Genomic DNA, 17,033 nt, shown 5'->3' on the forward strand with positions numbered 1-17,033 from the left:
AGTAGTTGTTTTTCAGAGTACTACCCGACAGCGACGCACTGTTAAGTTTAGTCTTTAAGTTTTGTTGCTAATCTACCCACGTCAGATGGACGAAGTGAGCCGGACGCCCCCAAATATCGCGGGTTGAGGAAATGTCCGCGATCGCCAGATTAAATGGAATGGCAGTCGTGAGGTATTTTTGGGCCAAACCACCCAAGTCGGGTGCTAGTTGGGCCGCTGTCGTCGCCGCAACACCCAAACCGAGAATCTGGACTAGAGGCCCTTTAGGTAGCAGCATATGAATGCCAAAGGCGAGTCCTGCCGTCAGCACCATCCCGACGGACAAGTTTGTACCGCAGCGGGGATGCACCGCTAAATTCCATTCACCGCCGGTAATGCGTTGCAAGGCTGTACGCACGGCACGCTGCAAAGAAGCTGCATTGACATTACCGTAGAGGTAAAAGCCCCGCTCGGTGGACATCCCGCCCAACAGATCGTTATCCCCTCCTCGCTCTCTTTGATTGCCAGATTCGCTCAAAACCCAAACTGTGGCGTGTTCCAAGGCGTGTACCTGTCGCAGCATTAAAAATTCTTTTAATCCTGGGACAAAGGGAAGTTGCTTGAGGAAATCGGCATCTTGTCTGGGGTGAGGTGCTGTCCAATCCAAACCGAAAAAGTCAAAGGGAGATTGAGGAGAAGCAGAAGTCGTCATATCAACAAATCCGCAGTGCGGATACAGCTTAAGGATTTTTATCAACTGTATCGCGATCTCCCTAAGTTGCCGGCCTAATTTTTGTATGCAAAAATCTAGGAAATTATTTGATCTTCCCTGTATGTCGGCAGCGTGCAACAGTTCACTTCATCTATACAAACTTTGCCCCACTGCAAAGCCCAGCGCACCAATGCCACCCGGTTGTCAGTCGCTGTTTTCGTGAGAATATTGCTGATGTGGTTGTCAACGGTGCGTTTGCTAATTTCTAACTTCTCGGCAATTTTCTCATTGGTTAAGCCAGCAGCTACCAGCTCGATAATTTGCAGCTCTCTGTCAGAGAGAGAGGCCGAAGCCCCAGACGCGGTACCAGCCATAATAGATTTCTATACCTGTATATGTACCTATTGTAATTTTACGTGAACTACCACACACCGATCGCGCTTGCGGTACGGTGTGGGCTTCCCAATTCATCGGCAACCGCCTCTACAGTCGTAGACTTACGCCCAAACCGCTTTGGTCTTACATTGCCTCCAAGGGCAGTGACGCTGGTTCCCAACGCCAAAATCCGCAAGCCTTCATTTTTGATATTGATGGCAGCATTCACGTCTCTGTCATGATACACGCTGCAATGAGGACAGAGGAAAGAACGCACCGAAAGATCCATCTTTGGAATCGGTAGCAGTGTTGCATTGCACAAATGCGACGAAGGGAAAAATCGCCCAATTTCAAGGTAAATCTTGCCTGACTGCTCTGCTTTGTACTTCAGCATGGTTTGAAACATTCCCCAACCAGCGTCACCTATAGACTTAGCTAGGTTGTGATTCTTGACCATTTTTTTCACTGCCAGATCTTCTACGACAATGACTTGGTTCTCGTTAACTATCTGCTGCTTCAGCTAAAGGTTTATAGTCTTGCCATAAGGCACTTCAAGGAATGTAACTGTGAGTCAAATCCGTGTTCTCTGTCTGGGTGAAATTTTGTTCGACTGTTTGGCCGATCGAGCGGGACGCGCACTTGACGAGGTTGAATCTTGGACTCCCTATCCGGGGGGCGCTCCGGCCAATGTTGCTTGTGGTTTGGTAAAGTTGGGGACAAAATCTGGATTTATCGGTTGTGTTGGTGAGGATGAACCTGGGAACGCGCTGGTGCAACTGCTACAAAATGTTGGGGTGGATGTAGCTGGAGTCCAACGTCATCCTACCGCGCCAACGCGGCAAGTTTATGTTTTGCGATCGCAAACCGGCGATCGCTCTTTTGCAGGTTTTGGAAATTACAATACTACAGAGTTTGCCGATACTCGCTTACAAGCTGCCGATCTGCCAGTTAAGTTATTGGAAGAGGCAGAGTTTTTGGTTTTGGGGACTCTGGAACTAGCTTATCCCCAAAGTCGGGTAGCGATCTCCCAAGCCCTTCATATTGCAGAGCAGCATTTTGTCAAAATTCTGGTAGATATCAATTGGCGTCCGGTATTTTGGCCTCATCCAGACCTCGCTCCTCACGTTATCCAAGATTTACTCAAGCGCGTTGATTTTCTCAAGCTTTCTGAGGAAGAGGCGGAATGGTTGTTTGGCACTATCGATCCGGGTGCGATCGCTCATAAATTGAATCACTGTGAAGGTGTTTTAGTCACCGCTGGGGAAAAGGGATGTGCTTATTATTTGGCAGAAAACCAAGGCGAATTGCCAGCTTTTTCAGTGGATGTTGTCGATACTACTGGTGCGGGGGATAGTTTTGTGGCTGGGTTTGTGCATCAACTCTGTCAGCATGGGATTAAATCTCTGAGCGATGCGGATACGGCTAAACGCATTGTCACTTATGCTACTGCTGTGGGTGCGTTGACGGCAACGAAACCGGGTGCGATCGCAGCTCAACCCACCGCCGCTGAAGTGGAAGATTTCTTGCGATCGCATCAAAATTTGTCTCTTTAAACACAAAAATATTAACGTACAAAGCAGTAGGGTGGGCATTGCCCACCTTACTTGTACAGGAACGCGATGATTCCAGAAATTACCCAACGGCTTTTAGCTGCCAAAAAAGAAATGAAGCTCAGCTTTGCCGATTTAGAAAAAATTTTAGGTCGAGATGAAGTATGGATCGCCGCCGTAATTTATCGTCAAGCAAGTGCTTCTGAAGAAGAAGCAACTAAATTAGTTGAAGCTTTGGGACTTGGGGCGGCTTATGCTAAAGAACTGACACAATATCCCGTCAAAGGATTGGGGCCAGTTGTTCCTACAGATCCATTAATTTATCGCTTTTACGAAATTATGCAAGTTTATGGAATGCCTCTGAAAGAGGTGATTCACGAGAAGTTTGGCGATGGAATTATGAGTGCGATCGACTTTACTTTAGATGTGGAGAAAGAAGAAGATCCGAAGGGCGATCGCGTAAAAGTGGTTATGAATGGCAAGTTTTTGCCTTACAAAAAATGGTAGTTTCAGAGCTACGAAATTTCGCGTTTTAGCTTGTTCGTCAGAGGATTTTAGATTTTGGATTTTGGATTTTGGATTGATTTCATAAATAATCTAATATCTTAACCAAACTTATCGATTCTCAATCTAAATCTAAAATTGCTCTGTCACTAAAGACGATCGCATTTTGTTTGAACGATCGAAAAAAAGGGTGACAAGCCTTCCATTTCAAGGGTAATCATCAAAAAATTTTTCCCAATTTCCAGAGCCGTCCGCTCATTGCGGAGTCAATCCAAAATCCAAAATCCTCTCATCTAAAATTGTCTGACGAATCCGAGTAAACCGATTAATGCGAACGACAATGTTAGTGCTAACATGATAACGATTGCATTTCCTTGCCGCTTTTGCTAAGGAAATACAGGGCGTAGAAGTACAGTAACTTTTTACACGAAGCTTGTACCAGACAAGTGAGATATTTGTCTGTAACGCCTGTAACTATTGAACTAAATTGAGAAATGTCAGAATCTCTTAATCCTCCCACAACCAAGCCTAGCGTTCCCCATTTCTCCTCTGGGCCTTGTGCCAAACGTCCTGGCTGGTCTGTTTCTGCGCTGCAAAATGCCTGTGTCGGTCGTTCCCACCGTTCTGAAGATGGCAAAGCCAAATTAGCAGAAGTTATCGATCGCTCCAAGAAAATTTTAGGTGTTCCCAGCGATTATCGTCTAGGTATCGTTCCGGCTTCCGATACTGGCGCAGTCGAAATGGCATTGTGGTCGCTACTGGGACAAAGACCCGTCGATATCCTGGCATGGGAAAGTTTCGGTCAGGAATGGGTAAAAGATGTCGTAGATGAGTTGAAAATAGCCGATCTGCGCCTGATGAAAGCACCTTACGGCAGTTTACCCGATTTAAGTCAGGTTGATTTTAGCCACGATGTCGTGTTTTTGTGGAATGGCACTACATCCGGCGTGAGAGTTCCGAATGGAGAATGGATCGCGGACGATCGCCAAGGATTGACTATTTGCGATGCAACCTCGGCTGTTTTCGCGATGGATATCCCCTGGCATAAATTGGATGTCGTCACCTATTCTTGGCAAAAAGTGTTGGGTGGAGAAGCACAACATGGTATAATTGTGCTTTCGCCTCGCGCTGTAGAACGACTCCAAAGCTACGAACCGGCTTGGCCCATACCCAAAATCTTTCGGATGTCCCAAAAAGGGAAGTTAATCGAAGGTATTTTTAAGGGAGATACGATTAATACACCTTCGATGTTGTGCGTGGAAGATGCGATCGATGGTTTAAATTGGGCAGAAAGCGTAGGCGGTTTGCCTGGTTTAATTAGTCGGAGTGAAGGTAATTTAAGTGCGATCGCTAAATGGATCGAAAAAAGCGATTGGGCTGATTTTCTAGCCGAAAAACCGGAAATTCGTTCTTGTACTTCCATTTGCTTGAAAATTATCGATTCTTGGTTCACTAATCTGAGTGGCGAAGACCAAGCCAAATACGCCAAAAAATTGGCGAAACTGCTAGAAAAGCAGAAAGTTGCGTATGATATCGCAGCCTATCGCGCTGCACCCCCAGGATTGCGAATTTGGGGAGGCGCAACGGTAGAAACTGCCGATCTGGAAGCGTTACTTCCTTGGTTAGATTGGGCTTATGCGACTGTGAAAGCAGAAGCTACAGCTGCGAGTTAAAAGGTACGTTGTTGCGCTTGAGCGCTTTAATCCCAGTCGTAATCAAACAACCCTAAAGCGCTAAAGCGTAACAACATACTTAGTTATATTGAGTAGGGTGCGTCAGAGTCATAAAATTAGTGATTATATCCAGAATTTTGCGCTCTGACGCACCCTACAGCCTAAAAAAATATTCAAAATTAATAACTAGGAACTTGGGTTAATTAGCGATCGCATTTCCCCAAACCGATATTTTTGTGTAGTGAGAGGGCGACTTCCGATCTAATTCAGGAAGTAGGGGAAGATTTGGCAACTATACGGGGTCAAGTATTAGAAGCTAAAATAAATGCTAACAGGCTGAAGAGTCGTTTGGAGAATAGATAATGCTACAACCAACCCTGAATGAAAAGCAAATAGCAGATTTGGCAGATAGTCTTGAACTTGCCATAACTCTCGAACAGCAAGCTAAAAATCTGTGTGAATTGGCAGAAGATTTTGCAGAAAAATATGAAAAACGTCTCCATAAAATTAGAGAAGCAGCAAAACAAAAAGCTGGTGAGAATGAATAGTAGTAGTAAGGTGCGATCGCATCCCATCAAAAGCGCGATCGCAGTCGAATAATTAAGTTCATTCAGTATGCCGATTTTCTGTAAAATTAAGACATAGATGACTATTCCCTCAGAAATACAAACTCTCATTGACAGACTATACCAAGAACTAGATCGAATCGAGCGGGACGCAAGTGAAGGTCTAACATTATAAGAAGCCTATTCTTGCGTTTTCCAGACAACGTTACTCTGATTGGATTATTTGCTACCCTTAGTAATGCGTTATTATTCGTAGAAAACTCCAGAAGACGCATCCAGATTACTGTTGATAGTATTTTACCTGAAAATGTGCGATCGCAGGTAATTTAGGAAGCAGGAGAAGATTTAGCAGAGTTGCTGGGAAGGGTGCTAGATACTAAAATGTTGGTTAATACAGTTATGACTCGTTTGGATAATTTAAGATGACACAGCAATCTTTAACCGATAAGCAACAAGCAGAACTAGAAGAAATTTTACAAATTGCTAAACTAGCGGAACAAAAAGCTAAAGAAATGAGCGATTTCGCGACAGCAATATCTTTAAAGTATCAAAAACGCTTGCATGAAGCCAACCTGGAAGCAGCAGATAACAATGAAAAAATTACCGGATGAAAAGACACTGCTAGAACTGCTAGAACTTGCTAAAGATGCTGAAAAAAAAGCTAAAGAACTCTGTGATTTGGCGACAGAAATAGATGAAAAATGGCGAGTTTGATTGGAAGAGAGAAAACTTTGGTTCTTTTACGTCCAGACACAAGTGATGTTTAAAAAAAGTAACAGACCCGATCGGTCTTTACTACCCTGAATTAAAAGTGGAACCATTCCTACACGCTGACGTAATGTTAAGCTTGGCATAGTTTATCGTTCCTTTATGTCATGTTAACTCGATTGACCAGATTTAATTTGCTCTAGTTCCAGTTGCAATATCAGCACGGAGCGGCTGATACATTGAGCTAGAAAAGGGGTGAAAATTATCAGGCCAAGGCGCAGTCATATTGCATAACAAACGGAACTGGAGCGGTGTTGGTGCTGGGTTAACACGCTCTACTTGGATATGTACGAGTTCTGGATTTTGGCCGATAAAATTGAAGGCATCATCTACCAAATAGCGAGGGCAATAACCTACAGGGTATAAATCGCCTAGAAAAGTTTCGTTTGTCCGTAACATCAAAGCTTTGCGATCGTAAGGATTTTGAAAATCGTGAACCAACCGCAATAATTCATTCTTCTGAAGTTTGTTAATTCTATCGAGAGATGCTGGTGGTAAATGTCGCAATCCCCGGACAAAAAAGTGGACATGGTACAATCCATTTTCATCCCGTTCTGGACAGGGAAATACCTCAAACTTATCAGTTGCCTTTTGCCCACCACTACGAGCTAGCAATGTAATGGGATCGTCTTCGTACTGAGGTAGATTCAATAATTCCACAAAATTTTTGTAGTTTGGTCTCGATCGCGACAGCACTCGATTGGAAAATAAAGGAAAAAGTTCAACCGATCTGTATAATTTATTCAGGTCTGGTAATGAGTATAGTGGTTCAAATCCACACTTTTCTATGGCTGCAAGAATACCTTTTGTATAAGCAAACTCGTACATTTTCCCATCATAAGTTAATTTTCCGATGGGAAACCAATCTCCAGTATTTGCATCTTGCCAAGCCAAAAAAAGCGTTTTCATAATTACTGTATATTACGCAGATCGAGTAACCTGTTTTGATTTAACTCAAGGACTTTTTGGGCAAATTTAATTGCAGTTTCTGAGATGCGATCGCTTGGAATACGGCGAAACAAGTCTAAGGTATCACTAAGCGACACCTTTGCTAGATACTCCAGCCATACTGAGGCCGCATCAGGATAGCGACCCGCCACTTCACGAAACACCTCGAAAGTCTTGAGTTTTCGTTTATCACCCTCAACTTTAGCATAAAAGTAGGAGGGGCATTTTGTCACATATCCTTCGACAGAGCCGTTGTTAAGCTTCAAAAGGCGTTTTTCATCAGGCAATTCCCGACCCAGACAGGAACCGTGGTCGTATGTTGGCGCGAGATAAGTGGTTTGCACCTTTGCTGATAGTCCTTTGTATTGTATCAATCCCCAGTTTTGATGGTGTCGATCGCTGTTCCCAACCCAAGCATCCAAAAGTAAGTATCCCACAAAAACATCCACCGCAGTTTTAATGCCTTCTGGTGGTGTCCAGTCCATAGGTAACTGGACAGAGGAATCATTAAGAGCATTAAATACTATATCTATTGTGTGTCTGGACAAATCTCTAGCATTTGTCGGATAGTCTGGTACTAACCGAGCAAGAACTTCAATACCAACGATAGAAGTTCCTCCTTCTGGTACAAACGATCGTGAAATAGTGCCGCGTTTACCGTTATATGTTGCCAGATCGTACTCTGCATGAGGTAGCCTAAGAAAAGTACATAACTCTGATGCAATTTTCTCTGCCCAATCTTCTCCTGTATTAAGTCTAGCTTCTTTATAAAGGCAAAGACCTAAATTCTGTTCGTGAAACCAGAACGCTTCTTCTTCTTTTGTTCTTATTGGTTCATCGTATTCAGGCGCGTCTGGTGGAACTGTAATTATCGGAAAAACCGAACCCATTATTTTTTTACATCCAAAACAATCATCTGAAGCAAGAATTTATAGTCAGTTTCAGTTGCATAAAGCTATCCGAAGCATCTCCTAGTTTCCCTTATCGCCGTTTCGCCTTCTCCTTGCTGCTAATTTCTTTGCTACCATGACATTTCTTAAACTTTAACTCGCTACCGCAAGGACAGGGATCGTTAGGACGTGCTTTGGCAAATTTGGCTTCTTCTTCTGCTAAAATAGACATGATTAACTTAACTGGATATTTGCGACGCACCAGCTCTGCCATAATTTGCATTGAACGATCGATATGGTGGAAAAAGGCTTTATATCCCGCACAGAGATAATTTAATCCCGGTTCTCCATCTGGTGTATTAATAAATCGGTTTTTGGGACATTCGCCGTGACAAGCAAAACGCACATCGCAGTTGCGACAATACTTCGGTAGGCTATCTGACTTATCTTTGCCAAACTTTTGTTGCTGCGGGGAAACAACTAAATCCCGCATCGAATCTTGTTGGATATTACCCAGCAAATAATCAGGTTCGACAAAGTGATCGCAAGAATAAAGATCGCCATTATGTTCAAATGCTAAAGCTTTACCGCAGGTAGCATCGAATAAGCAAACTCCCGAAAAACCAAGACCTAACCAATTGCTTAATGCAGCTTCAAAACCCTGTATGTAAACTTTGCCGACATCATTACGAACCCATTCGTCATAAATAGCAATTAGAAATTGACCGTATTGTTCGGCTTTGACAGATCGATCGGATACAGTATTTCCTTTTTGGTAGAGGGTAAGACCATCTTCGTTTATCCGCTCTACTATGGGTATAAATTGCATCCAGTTTGCGCCGACTTCATCTCGCAAAAAGCGGTAAACTTCGAGAGGATAATCGCCATTAACTCTGTTGACGGTGGTTAGTACGTTAAATTCAACACCATGCTTTTGCAATAGTCGCAAACCTCGCATTACCTTATCGAAGGTTGGTTTACCTCCCTTGTCTACTCGGTTGGCATCGTGGAGTTCGCGAGGGCCATCAATACTAACTCCCAGCAAAAAATTATTTTCTTTAAAAAATTCGCACCATTCATCGTTTAGTAATGTGGCGTTTGTTTGCATGGAATTTTCAAAGGTCATGCCGGGTTTTTTGTATTTTTCTTGAAATGCGATCGCTTTCCTAAAAAAATCAATCCCCATCAGGGTTGGTTCTCCCCCTTGCCATGCTACCGATACCTGTGGTGTGCGATGAAATTCGATTAGTTGACGGATATAATTCTCCAGTACTTCATCGCTCATCCTAAATTTACTTTTAGGATATAATAATTCTTTATCTAAAAAGAAACAATAGGAACAATCTAGATTGCAAATTGCGCCTGTAGGTTTAGCTAGGACATGAATACTTGCAGGAGTTTTAGATTGAGTCATAACACTTTAATATTTGAACGATCGGATTTTTAACGCAGAGAACGCAAAGGTAAACGCAGAGTAACGCAGAGGAAGATTTTACTTTTGAATTAGGATAAATTCGATTAACTCAAAACTATCTCTGTGTACCTCTGTGTTTACCTTTGCGTACCTCTGCGTTTAAATAAATTCTCTCGGATCGGTGACATATCCAGTCAGCGCGGAAGCACCTGCTGTATATGGCGAAGCGAGATAAATTTGCGCTTGTTTGTTACCCATACGACCGGGGAAGTTACGATTGGTTGTGGAAACGCAAACTTCCGGTTCGTTCATGCGTCCGAAGGTATCTTTTGGGCCACCCAAACAAGCGGCGCAGGAAGGTGCGGCGGGTTCGATACAACCAGCTTCTAAGAAAATTTCAGATAAAGTTTGTCCTTCGTGTTTGAGGGTAAACAAATCTTCGTAAACTTTCTGAGTTGCAGGCACTATGTAGGTGGGAACTTTCACCTTATGACCTTTGATTATACGGGCGGCGCTCACAAAATCGGAGGTTTTGCCGCCAGTGCAGGAACCGATATAAACGCGATCGATCTTGACATCGCGACATTCTCGTGCTAAGGCGCGGTTGTCTGGGGAGTGGGGTTTGGCGACGACGGGTTCTAGTTTGCTGACATCGTAGCGGTGCTGGCTGTAGAACTTGGCGTCGCTGTCGGTGTAAAATGACTGGAAGGGTTTGTCGGTACGGGCGCGGACATACTCGAAGGTGGTTTCGTCTGGGGCAACTGTACCATTTTTGCCGCCTGCTTCGATCGCCATATTGCACAGCGTCATCCTGTCTTCCATCGACATCGCTGCGACGGTATTGCCACTAAATTCCAATGTGCGATAGTTAGCACCAGAGACGGTAATATCGCCAATTATTTGCAAAATTAGGTCTTTGGCGAGCAAATAATCCGGCATTTCGCCATCGAAGACAAATTGCATGGTAGCTGGTACTTTAATCAGCAGTTTACCTGTTCCCATGATGAAGGCGGCGTCGGTGTTGCCGATCCCTGTGGCAAACTGACCGAAAGCACCCGCGTTGCAGGTGTGGGAGTCTGTGCCGAATAGCACTTCGCCCGGTCGGGTGTGACCTTCTTGCGCGAGGGCGATGTGGCAGACGCCTTTGTAATCTGGGTTGGCTTTGAAGTTGGAGCGATCGGTAATATCGTAGAAATATTTGATACCCTGTTCTTTGGCAAATTCACGCAGGATATCCACGTTGCGGTTGGCGCGTTCGTCGGCGGTGAAGATGTAGTGGTCGGGAATGAGGACAATTTTTTCCTTGTCCCAGACTTTGGCGTCCGCACCGAATTCGCGTTTGAAGACGCCGATCGTTCCGGGGCCACATACATCGTGCGTCATCAGCACGTCTACGTCAACCCAGATATTTTCTCCCGGTTCGACGACAGACCGCTGGGCGGCGCGTGCCAAAATTTTCTCAGTGAGGGTCATCCCCATAGTGTGTTCTCCTGCTTTGATGCTGCTGCGATTGCTATTTTTCGATCGGCTGGCTATAAACTATGCTACCTAGCGTTTCTACTTTACGGCTGCATTTCAACGATATTTAAGAATTATCGCAGTCTTTAATAATATCAGATAAGAGGTGTTGAGTGCGATCGACAGTAGCTGCGGGTGTGGTAAAGTTCGCTTTCTTGCCAAGTAAATAGTAACTTGATTGAATAATCTTATATTTTTTATTAGGGTGCTATTTATGCCGATGCCGAAGAAACCCAGACGGCGATGCTTAAACTGTGAAAGAGAAACGAAAAGAGCGGTGGATAAGTATTGTAATAGTTACTGTAAAAACGAACATCAATATACAGTATATATAGTTTCCTGGCTGAATGGAAAAGTCAGCGGCGGTAAGAAATCGGGTACTGTATCGAATCATGTGAGAAGGTACTTGATTAGGAACTTTGGCGAAAAGTGTTCTTTATGCGGTTGGTGTGAAGTAAATCCATATACAGGTAAAATTCCTCTGGAAGTAGACCACATTGATGGAAATTGGCAAAACAACTCACCGGATAACCTGCGACTTTTGTGTCCCAATTGTCATTCGCTGACACCCACATATAAAGCACGAAATAAGGGGAAAGGCAGAAGTTGGCGTCGGGAGTTGTATGCGATGTCCAAGCAGCAGTCAGTAACGCTGAAGGAGTAAATGCGATCGCCTCAACCGTGCATTTCAGGCAAATCAAGAAAATTTTTAGGGATAGTAGCCACAGTAGCCCAAAGTTTGCTATATTAATTTAGGTCGCTGGTGTAGCTCAGCTGGTAGAGCAACGCACTTGTAATGCGTGGGCCGTGGGTTCAAATCCCTTCACCAGCTTAGGTTTCAGGCAATTTGGTAAGGCGCGACCCCAAGAGTTTTTTTTCTTGGGGTCGATGCTTAAACTCTGCTAAACGAGGCTGGCAGTTGTAAATCCTCGCTTTTATATGTCAGAACTACCTAAATCCCAGAATTTTGACGAAAAATGGCCTCGGTACTACCAAGCTGTGGCGGGTAGAGTTCCGCGCAACACTCTGCTAGCAGCTTTGGAACGGTTCGATAATGAGGAGCCGGATCGAAAAGGACGCTTCGCGGTAGACTTGGGTTGCGGGGAAGGTCGCGATACGGTGGAACTGCTGCGGCGGGGTTGGCGAGTTTTGGCAATTGACGGAAATGCGGAAGCGTTTGAGCGAATGTTGGCGCGTCCGGATTTGCAAAATGTCGAATTATTGGAAACCAAATTAGGTAAATTTCAGGATACTACTTGGCCGGAAACAGATTTAATTAATGGTAGTTTTTGTCTGCCATTTTGTCCGCCCGAATATTTTTCGCAATTGTGGGATAAAATTGTGCAAAGTATTCGTGTTGGCGGTCGTTTCAGCGGTCAATTGTTTGGCGATCGAGATGACTGGGCGAAGATTCCTACCCATTCCCATTTCACGCAAGCACAGGTGGAAAAATTTTTAGAACCTTTTGAGATAGAGGTTTTTAATATCGAAGAAGAAGATGGCAAAACGGCTTTGCAAGAACCAAAGCACTGGCATATTTTTCATATTGTAGCTCGGAAGAAATAAGTTGGCTTGTCGTTCGATCGCATCCTTAATATATCTCATCTCTACTCTTCATCTGCGTACCCTACGGGAAGGCTAATTGCTTCGCAATCGCTTCGCTAACGCCTACATCTGCGTGCATCTGCGGTAAAAAAAATATAAAACCCAGCCCACCCAAAGAAAAATCATAGTAAAATTAAATAAACTCAAGTAATAGATGCTCCCATGACAAAGCTATTACTGATAGAATCACCGGGAAAATCAAAAAAATTAAGTCAAATTCTGGGTGCGGGTTGGATTGTCAAAGCTAGTATGGGTCATATCCGCGAACTAGCACAGGATGGGGAAGATTCGCTAGGATTTGATTTAGAAGACGATCGCATAAATTGTCGCTACGAAATTAGAGGCGATCGCAGTAAGAAAGTCCTCAGCGATTTGCGTCAAGCTGTCAAGCAAGCAACCGATATTTACATTGCCACAGATCCCGATCGAGAAGGCGAAACAATTGGTTGGCATTTAGCGCAAGAACTGCGATTAAAACAGCCGAAAAGAGTTACTTATACCGAGATTACTAAAGCGGCAGTGATGAGTGCGATCGCCAAACCGCGCACCCTCGACCAAAACTTAATCGCCGCCGGAAGAGCGAGAGATTGTCTCGATAAATTAGTCGGATATAAAGGTAGCAAACATTTAGTTTGGCAACTGAAAAACGGTGCGAAATCGATGGGAAGAGTGCAAAGCGCCACTCTTCATTTAATTTGCCAAAGAGAGAAAGAAATAATTGCCTTTGTTCCGGAAGATTACTGGTCAGTTTGGGTAGAATACAAAGAAGGATTCAAAGCGTTTTATCGCGCTAGTTTGAAAGCAGCTAAAGATGAAAATTCCGAACCCGATGATGCTGGTAAAAATGACGCCAAACCAGAATCCGATCGCGTAAAAACACAAGAAGAAGCAGATAGATTAGTAGCCATTGCCAAAGCCAATCCCCATAGTATAATTAAAATTGAAAAGAAAACAGTAAATCAATCACCTCCCGCACCATTTATTACCTCTACCCTCCAACAAGCTGCTGGTGCGAAACTGCATAAAAGTCCAGAGCAAACCATGAAAATTGCCCAGTCACTTTACGAAGCTGGACATATCACTTATATGCGAACCGACTCGGTAGTATTATCCGAGCAATTTTGTGATGCAGTGCAAAAGTATTTACAAGCAAACGACCCGGAAAACGTACCGGATAAAACAACTAGACACCGTTCAAAACAGGGAGCGCAAGAAGCGCACGAAGCAATTCGTCCTACTGATGTTAACCGAATTCCCGCACAATTGCGATCGCAACTAAGTGATGATGAAGCTAACCTTTACGAGTTGATTTGGAATCGCGCCGTTGCATCCCAGTGTCGTCCCGCACAAATAGCAAAAACGCGGATTATTACCCAATCTGCCGATATTTTTTGGGAAGCGCGAGGACAAGTGCTGATTTTTCCCGGTTATACCCGCTATTGGAATAATATCAGCGAAGATGTGCAATTACCAAATGTGGTAGAAGGACAAACAGTTAATTTAAAAGATGCTAAATCCGAGAAGAAGCAAACACAACCGCCGCCGCGTTATACGGAACCGAAATTAGTACAATTAATGGAAAAGAAGGGAATAGGTAGACCTAGCACTTATTCTCCTACAATTAAAACTTTGAAAGAGCGGGAATACGTGCAATTATCGAAAAGTAAGTTACAGCCAACTCCTTTAGGGATGGAATTGGATGATTTTTTAGCCAAAGTTTTACCAGATTTAATTGCAGCCGAATTTACCGCGCAGATGGAATCGCAATTAGATGCAATTGCTGATGGAAAACAGAATTGGGAAAAATGGCTTACCAGTTGGAATCGAGAATATTTCGATCCGGCTTTAAAGCAAGCAATTCAGCAGGTAAAGGGATATACAACTACCGCTAAATCCAATAATTTTGCGCCAGCAAAGACGACTGGGAAGGGACGCAAAAGTAAATCCGATCCTTTAGCGGAAATATTGGGGAATGAGAATGAGGTAGTGAAGCAAAAAAAGGCTCGATCGACTTCAGATATTGCACCAACAAAAGCAACAGGAAAACAACGCAAAACAACTGCTGATGCTTTAGCGGAAATATTGGGTAATGAGAATGAAGTAGTCAAGCAAATGAAGACTCGATCGACTTCCAATATTGCACCAACAAAGGCGACGGGAAGGCGACGCAAAACAACTGCCGATTCTGGGAATGAAAGTAAGAAATCATCTACTGAAAGTACAGAGATTTTATGTCCGAAATGCAATAAACTAATGGTGAAAGTGCCAACAAAATCGGAGAAGGTAAAAGCCGGACATTTCCTCAGTTGCGACAAACGCAAAGATGGATGCGGCGCGGTAATGTTTTTGAACGATAAAACTAAGCAATACGAGTTACCTTATGGGGAACGTGCAGCTAAAACACCTGAGACAAAAGATTTAAGTGAATTTCCCTGTCCTGTTTGCAGTTCGCCTTTGGAAAAGCATAATTATACTGATAAGAAGACAGGGGAAACTAAAACAATGTTGAGGTGTTCTAATGCTGAGAATCGGAAAAATGGTTGTAAGGAAGTAGCGTTTTGGTGGACTTCCCAAAAACATTGGTGGTCGCCGACTTTTGGGGAGATAAAATCGAAGGGTGGTTCTTCTGGTTCTAAGAAGAAAAAATCGTGAGATAATAAGATTAATATTCTATTTCAATAGAGACGTAGAACAATGCAATTAGAAGATTACTTTTAATTTTTAGATCCTGATAAGTGCGATCGCATTTTGATCAAACACAGCCCCAGAAACCCCCAGAGATCCCCGATTTCTTGGAGAAGTCGGGGATCTCGTCAATTGAAGCCAGAAAACATTGTTCGTATCATCACAGGATTCACAGCTGTAACTAAATCTAAAATTTTCGAGGCTTTCTGAAAATCTTCCTTTGCAGATGTTATTTTGTAAGAAAGCATCAGTTAATGTACAGAATTATGTACGTTTATTATAGAACTTGATTTAACTTTTTGCCAAGATACTGGCTGCGATCGAGGGGAATCGGTAAGCATTGGATGCTGTTCCAGAAACCCGGTTTTTCCAAAAAACCGGGTTTCTAACTGCGGGTAGGCATAGAAACCCGGTTTCTTAGAGAAACCGGGTTTCTGAGTTCTTAGAGAAACCCGGTTTCTTAGAGAAACCGGGTTTCTGAGTTTATGCGATAATTAAACCTATCAGTCTCAACCTTACGCGCAATGGCTTGGAACAGAGGGGATACATTAAAAGATGGGAAGTACACCATCCGGCAAACCTTGGGACAAGGGGGTTTTGGCATCACCTATCGCGTCAGAGATGAAAATGGGCGACAATTCGCCCTGAAAACTCTCAACGATAAGGCAATTGCCGAACCGAATTTTGCTAAACTGCATGAAGATTTTATGAATGAGGCGCTACGGTTGGCGCAATTCAAAAATCATCCTCATATCGTTAAAGTTTATAAGTTACTGCAAGAAAATCTGACCGTAAATAATTCCGGGAATCGAATATTTTCCTGGGGTTCAAAACCTGAGTCCATTTCCCTCAACTGTATTTTGATGGAATATATCGAGGGAACAAATTTAGAAAAATTGGTGGAAAGGCGAGGTGCAATACCTGAAGCAGAAGCTTTGCGCTATATTCAGCAAATTGGTAATGCTTTGACGGCGATACATGGCGAAGGTTTGCTGCATCGAGATGTCAAACCGAGTAATATCATTTTACGCGCTAGTAATTCGGAAGCAGTGTTAATTGATTTTGGCATTGCGCGAGATTTCACTGCAACTCATTCAACTCATACCATCGGTGGTACTATCTGTTATGGAGCGCCAGAACAATTCGATCCTACATTAGCAGAACCAAAAGATTATACGGATGTTTATGCTTTAGCGGCAACGCTTTATCATTTGGTGACGGGTACGTTGCCAACTTCTGCTGTATTTAGGGCAATTAATGCGCCTTTAAAACCAATAAAGCAGATTGTACCGAGTTTGAGCGATGAATTGCATGATGCTATTGTTTGGGGAATGGAATTGTTACCAGAAAATCGTCCTCAAACGGTGCAAAGTTGGTTGAAGTTATTGAGTGAAATTGAGGCGGATGATTTAAGTTCGGATAAAGGGGTAGATTATCGGAAATTGCGGGATTTATTGAAAGCGGGAAACTGGAAAGAGGCGGATGAGGAAACGGGGAGGGTGATGTTGAAGGTGGCGGGAAGGGAAAAGGAAGGTAGGCTGGATTTTCCTGATATCGAAAAATTTCCTTGCACTGATTTGCGTACTATTGACCGACTTTGGGTAAAATACAGTAATGGGCGCTTTGGCTTTTCGGTGCAGAAGCGCATCTGGGAAAGCGTCGGGGGAAAACCCGGTAAGTACGATTACGAAACTTACAAGAAGTTTGGCGAGAAAGTGGGATGGTATGTGAAAGAGAAAGGTTGGAAATATATAAGTGACATCACCTTTTCCCTAAATGCCCCACAGGGGCATCTCCCGGAGGTGGGCATCTCCCGATTCGGGAGGGTTGAGGCGGGGGGGGGGGT

17 protein-coding genes, 1 tRNA gene and 1 pseudogene are annotated in these 17,033 nt (G+C 43.6%); 12 read left to right on the plus strand and 7 right to left on the minus strand.

The window, feature by feature from the left end:
- Positions 1-67: 67 nt before the first annotated feature.
- From H6G03_RS04930 to H6G03_RS04940, 3 genes and pseudogenes are all read right to left on the minus strand, one after another.
- Positions 68-691 carry a DUF6391 domain-containing protein gene (locus H6G03_RS04930; RefSeq protein WP_190462660.1) on the minus strand — a complete coding sequence of 208 codons (624 nt, stop codon included), beginning with the start codon at positions 689-691 and terminating at the stop codon, positions 68-70.
- Between the two features lie 95 nt (positions 692-786).
- Positions 787-1,065 carry a photosynthetic electron transport-dependent transcriptional regulator PedR gene (gene pedR, locus H6G03_RS04935; protein WP_190462662.1) on the minus strand — a complete coding sequence of 93 codons (279 nt, stop codon included), beginning with the start codon at positions 1,063-1,065 and terminating at the stop codon, positions 787-789.
- A gap of 47 nt (positions 1,066-1,112) precedes the next feature.
- Positions 1,113-1,586, minus strand: a pseudogene (locus tag H6G03_RS04940) (RNA-guided endonuclease TnpB family protein); the annotation flags it as partial.
- A 46-nt stretch (positions 1,587-1,632) separates the two neighbouring features.
- Here H6G03_RS04940 and H6G03_RS04945 point away from each other — a divergent pair.
- The 7 genes from H6G03_RS04945 (at position 1,633) to H6G03_RS38680 (ending at position 6,073) form a co-directional block, all read left to right on the plus strand.
- Complete coding sequence (locus H6G03_RS04945) at positions 1,633-2,619, plus strand: PfkB family carbohydrate kinase (RefSeq protein WP_190462664.1); 987 nt, start codon at positions 1,633-1,635, stop codon at positions 2,617-2,619.
- Positions 2,620-2,685: 66 nt separating this feature from the next.
- Positions 2,686-3,123: a cyanase gene (gene cynS, locus H6G03_RS04950; RefSeq protein ID WP_190462666.1), complete on the plus strand. Its 438-nt coding sequence runs from the start codon at positions 2,686-2,688 to the stop codon at positions 3,121-3,123.
- A 491-nt stretch (positions 3,124-3,614) separates the two neighbouring features.
- Positions 3,615-4,793 (plus strand): phosphoserine transaminase, encoded by a 1,179-nt coding sequence (locus H6G03_RS04955; protein ID WP_190462669.1) that lies wholly within the window; start codon positions 3,615-3,617, stop codon positions 4,791-4,793.
- Between the two features lie 362 nt (positions 4,794-5,155).
- A complete protein-coding gene (locus tag H6G03_RS04960) occupies positions 5,156-5,341 on the plus strand; it encodes a hypothetical protein (protein ID WP_190462670.1) in 186 nt (61 codons plus the stop codon).
- A gap of 204 nt (positions 5,342-5,545) precedes the next feature.
- Positions 5,546-5,689: a hypothetical protein gene (locus H6G03_RS37170; protein WP_199315132.1), complete on the plus strand. Its 144-nt coding sequence runs from the start codon at positions 5,546-5,548 to the stop codon at positions 5,687-5,689.
- Between the two features lie 92 nt (positions 5,690-5,781).
- Positions 5,782-5,970 (plus strand): hypothetical protein, encoded by a 189-nt coding sequence (locus H6G03_RS04970; protein ID WP_190462672.1) that lies wholly within the window; start codon positions 5,782-5,784, stop codon positions 5,968-5,970.
- On the plus strand, positions 5,951-6,073 hold the full coding sequence (locus tag H6G03_RS38680; protein ID WP_255512179.1) for a hypothetical protein: 123 nt from the start codon (positions 5,951-5,953) through the stop codon (positions 6,071-6,073). Before H6G03_RS04970 ends, H6G03_RS38680 begins: the two co-directional genes overlap by 20 nt.
- 183 nt (positions 6,074-6,256) lie before the next feature.
- On the opposite strand, the gene H6G03_RS04975 is transcribed toward H6G03_RS38680, so the two are convergent.
- The 4 genes from H6G03_RS04975 to H6G03_RS04990 all read right to left on the minus strand — a co-directional run bounded on the left by H6G03_RS04975 (position 6,257) and on the right by H6G03_RS04990 (position 10,858).
- The gene (locus H6G03_RS04975; protein WP_190462674.1) at positions 6,257-7,036 is read right to left on the minus strand and encodes an HIRAN domain-containing protein; all 780 of its coding nucleotides are present in this window, start codon (positions 7,034-7,036) and stop codon (positions 6,257-6,259) included.
- A 2-nt stretch (positions 7,037-7,038) separates the two neighbouring features.
- Positions 7,039-7,965, minus strand: a complete 927-nt coding sequence (locus H6G03_RS04980; RefSeq protein WP_190462677.1) for a HipA domain-containing protein — start codon at positions 7,963-7,965, stop codon at positions 7,039-7,041.
- 91 nt (positions 7,966-8,056) lie between these two features.
- On the minus strand, positions 8,057-9,379 hold the full coding sequence (locus H6G03_RS04985; RefSeq protein ID WP_190462679.1) for an anaerobic sulfatase maturase: 1,323 nt from the start codon (positions 9,377-9,379) through the stop codon (positions 8,057-8,059).
- A gap of 159 nt (positions 9,380-9,538) precedes the next feature.
- Complete coding sequence (locus H6G03_RS04990) at positions 9,539-10,858, minus strand: 3-isopropylmalate dehydratase large subunit (protein WP_190462680.1); 1,320 nt, start codon at positions 10,856-10,858, stop codon at positions 9,539-9,541.
- 253 nt (positions 10,859-11,111) lie between these two features.
- On the opposite strand from H6G03_RS04990, the gene H6G03_RS04995 reads away from it, so the two are divergent.
- The 5 genes from H6G03_RS04995 to H6G03_RS05015 form a co-directional block, all read left to right on the plus strand.
- Positions 11,112-11,561, plus strand: a complete 450-nt coding sequence (locus H6G03_RS04995) for an HNH endonuclease signature motif containing protein (RefSeq protein WP_190462682.1) — start codon at positions 11,112-11,114, stop codon at positions 11,559-11,561.
- 95 nt (positions 11,562-11,656) lie between these two features.
- Positions 11,657-11,729, plus strand: a tRNA-Thr gene (locus tag H6G03_RS05000).
- 107 nt (positions 11,730-11,836) lie between these two features.
- Positions 11,837-12,463 (plus strand): class I SAM-dependent methyltransferase, encoded by a 627-nt coding sequence (locus H6G03_RS05005; protein WP_190462684.1) that lies wholly within the window; start codon positions 11,837-11,839, stop codon positions 12,461-12,463.
- 201 nt (positions 12,464-12,664) lie between these two features.
- The gene (gene topA, locus H6G03_RS05010; protein WP_190462686.1) at positions 12,665-15,154 is read left to right on the plus strand and encodes a type I DNA topoisomerase; all 2,490 of its coding nucleotides are present in this window, start codon (positions 12,665-12,667) and stop codon (positions 15,152-15,154) included.
- A 557-nt stretch (positions 15,155-15,711) separates the two neighbouring features.
- A partial coding sequence (locus tag H6G03_RS05015) for a serine/threonine-protein kinase (protein WP_190462688.1) occupies positions 15,712-17,033 on the plus strand: 1,322 nt, incomplete at its 3' end.

The organism is Aerosakkonema funiforme FACHB-1375, from assembly GCF_014696265.1.
GTDB classification, from domain to species: Bacteria; Cyanobacteriota; Cyanobacteriia; order Cyanobacteriales; family Aerosakkonemataceae; genus Aerosakkonema; species Aerosakkonema funiforme_A.

Excerpts from the sequence above, each read along its gene's own strand:
- H6G03_RS04930 (WP_190462660.1), bottom strand. The coding sequence starts at position 691 with ATGACGACTTCTGCTTCTCCTCAATCTCCCTTTGACTTTTTCGGTTTG.
- pedR (WP_190462662.1), bottom strand. The coding sequence starts at position 1,065 with ATGGCTGGTACCGCGTCTGGGGCTTCGGCCTCTCTCTCTGACAGAGAG.
- cynS (WP_190462666.1), top strand. The coding sequence starts at position 2,686 with ATGATTCCAGAAATTACCCAACGGCTTTTAGCTGCCAAAAAAGAAATG.
- H6G03_RS04955 (WP_190462669.1), top strand. The coding sequence starts at position 3,615 with ATGTCAGAATCTCTTAATCCTCCCACAACCAAGCCTAGCGTTCCCCAT.
- H6G03_RS04960 (WP_190462670.1), top strand. The coding sequence starts at position 5,156 with ATGCTACAACCAACCCTGAATGAAAAGCAAATAGCAGATTTGGCAGAT.
- H6G03_RS04970 (WP_190462672.1), top strand. The coding sequence starts at position 5,782 with ATGACACAGCAATCTTTAACCGATAAGCAACAAGCAGAACTAGAAGAA.
- H6G03_RS38680 (WP_255512179.1), top strand. The coding sequence starts at position 5,951 with ATGAAAAAATTACCGGATGAAAAGACACTGCTAGAACTGCTAGAACTT.
- H6G03_RS04975 (WP_190462674.1), bottom strand. The coding sequence starts at position 7,036 with ATGAAAACGCTTTTTTTGGCTTGGCAAGATGCAAATACTGGAGATTGG.
- H6G03_RS04980 (WP_190462677.1), bottom strand. The coding sequence starts at position 7,965 with ATGGGTTCGGTTTTTCCGATAATTACAGTTCCACCAGACGCGCCTGAA.
- H6G03_RS04985 (WP_190462679.1), bottom strand. The coding sequence starts at position 9,379 with ATGACTCAATCTAAAACTCCTGCAAGTATTCATGTCCTAGCTAAACCT.
- H6G03_RS04990 (WP_190462680.1), bottom strand. The coding sequence starts at position 10,858 with ATGGGGATGACCCTCACTGAGAAAATTTTGGCACGCGCCGCCCAGCGG.
- H6G03_RS04995 (WP_190462682.1), top strand. The coding sequence starts at position 11,112 with ATGCCGATGCCGAAGAAACCCAGACGGCGATGCTTAAACTGTGAAAGA.
- H6G03_RS05005 (WP_190462684.1), top strand. The coding sequence starts at position 11,837 with ATGTCAGAACTACCTAAATCCCAGAATTTTGACGAAAAATGGCCTCGG.
- topA (WP_190462686.1), top strand. The coding sequence starts at position 12,665 with ATGACAAAGCTATTACTGATAGAATCACCGGGAAAATCAAAAAAATTA.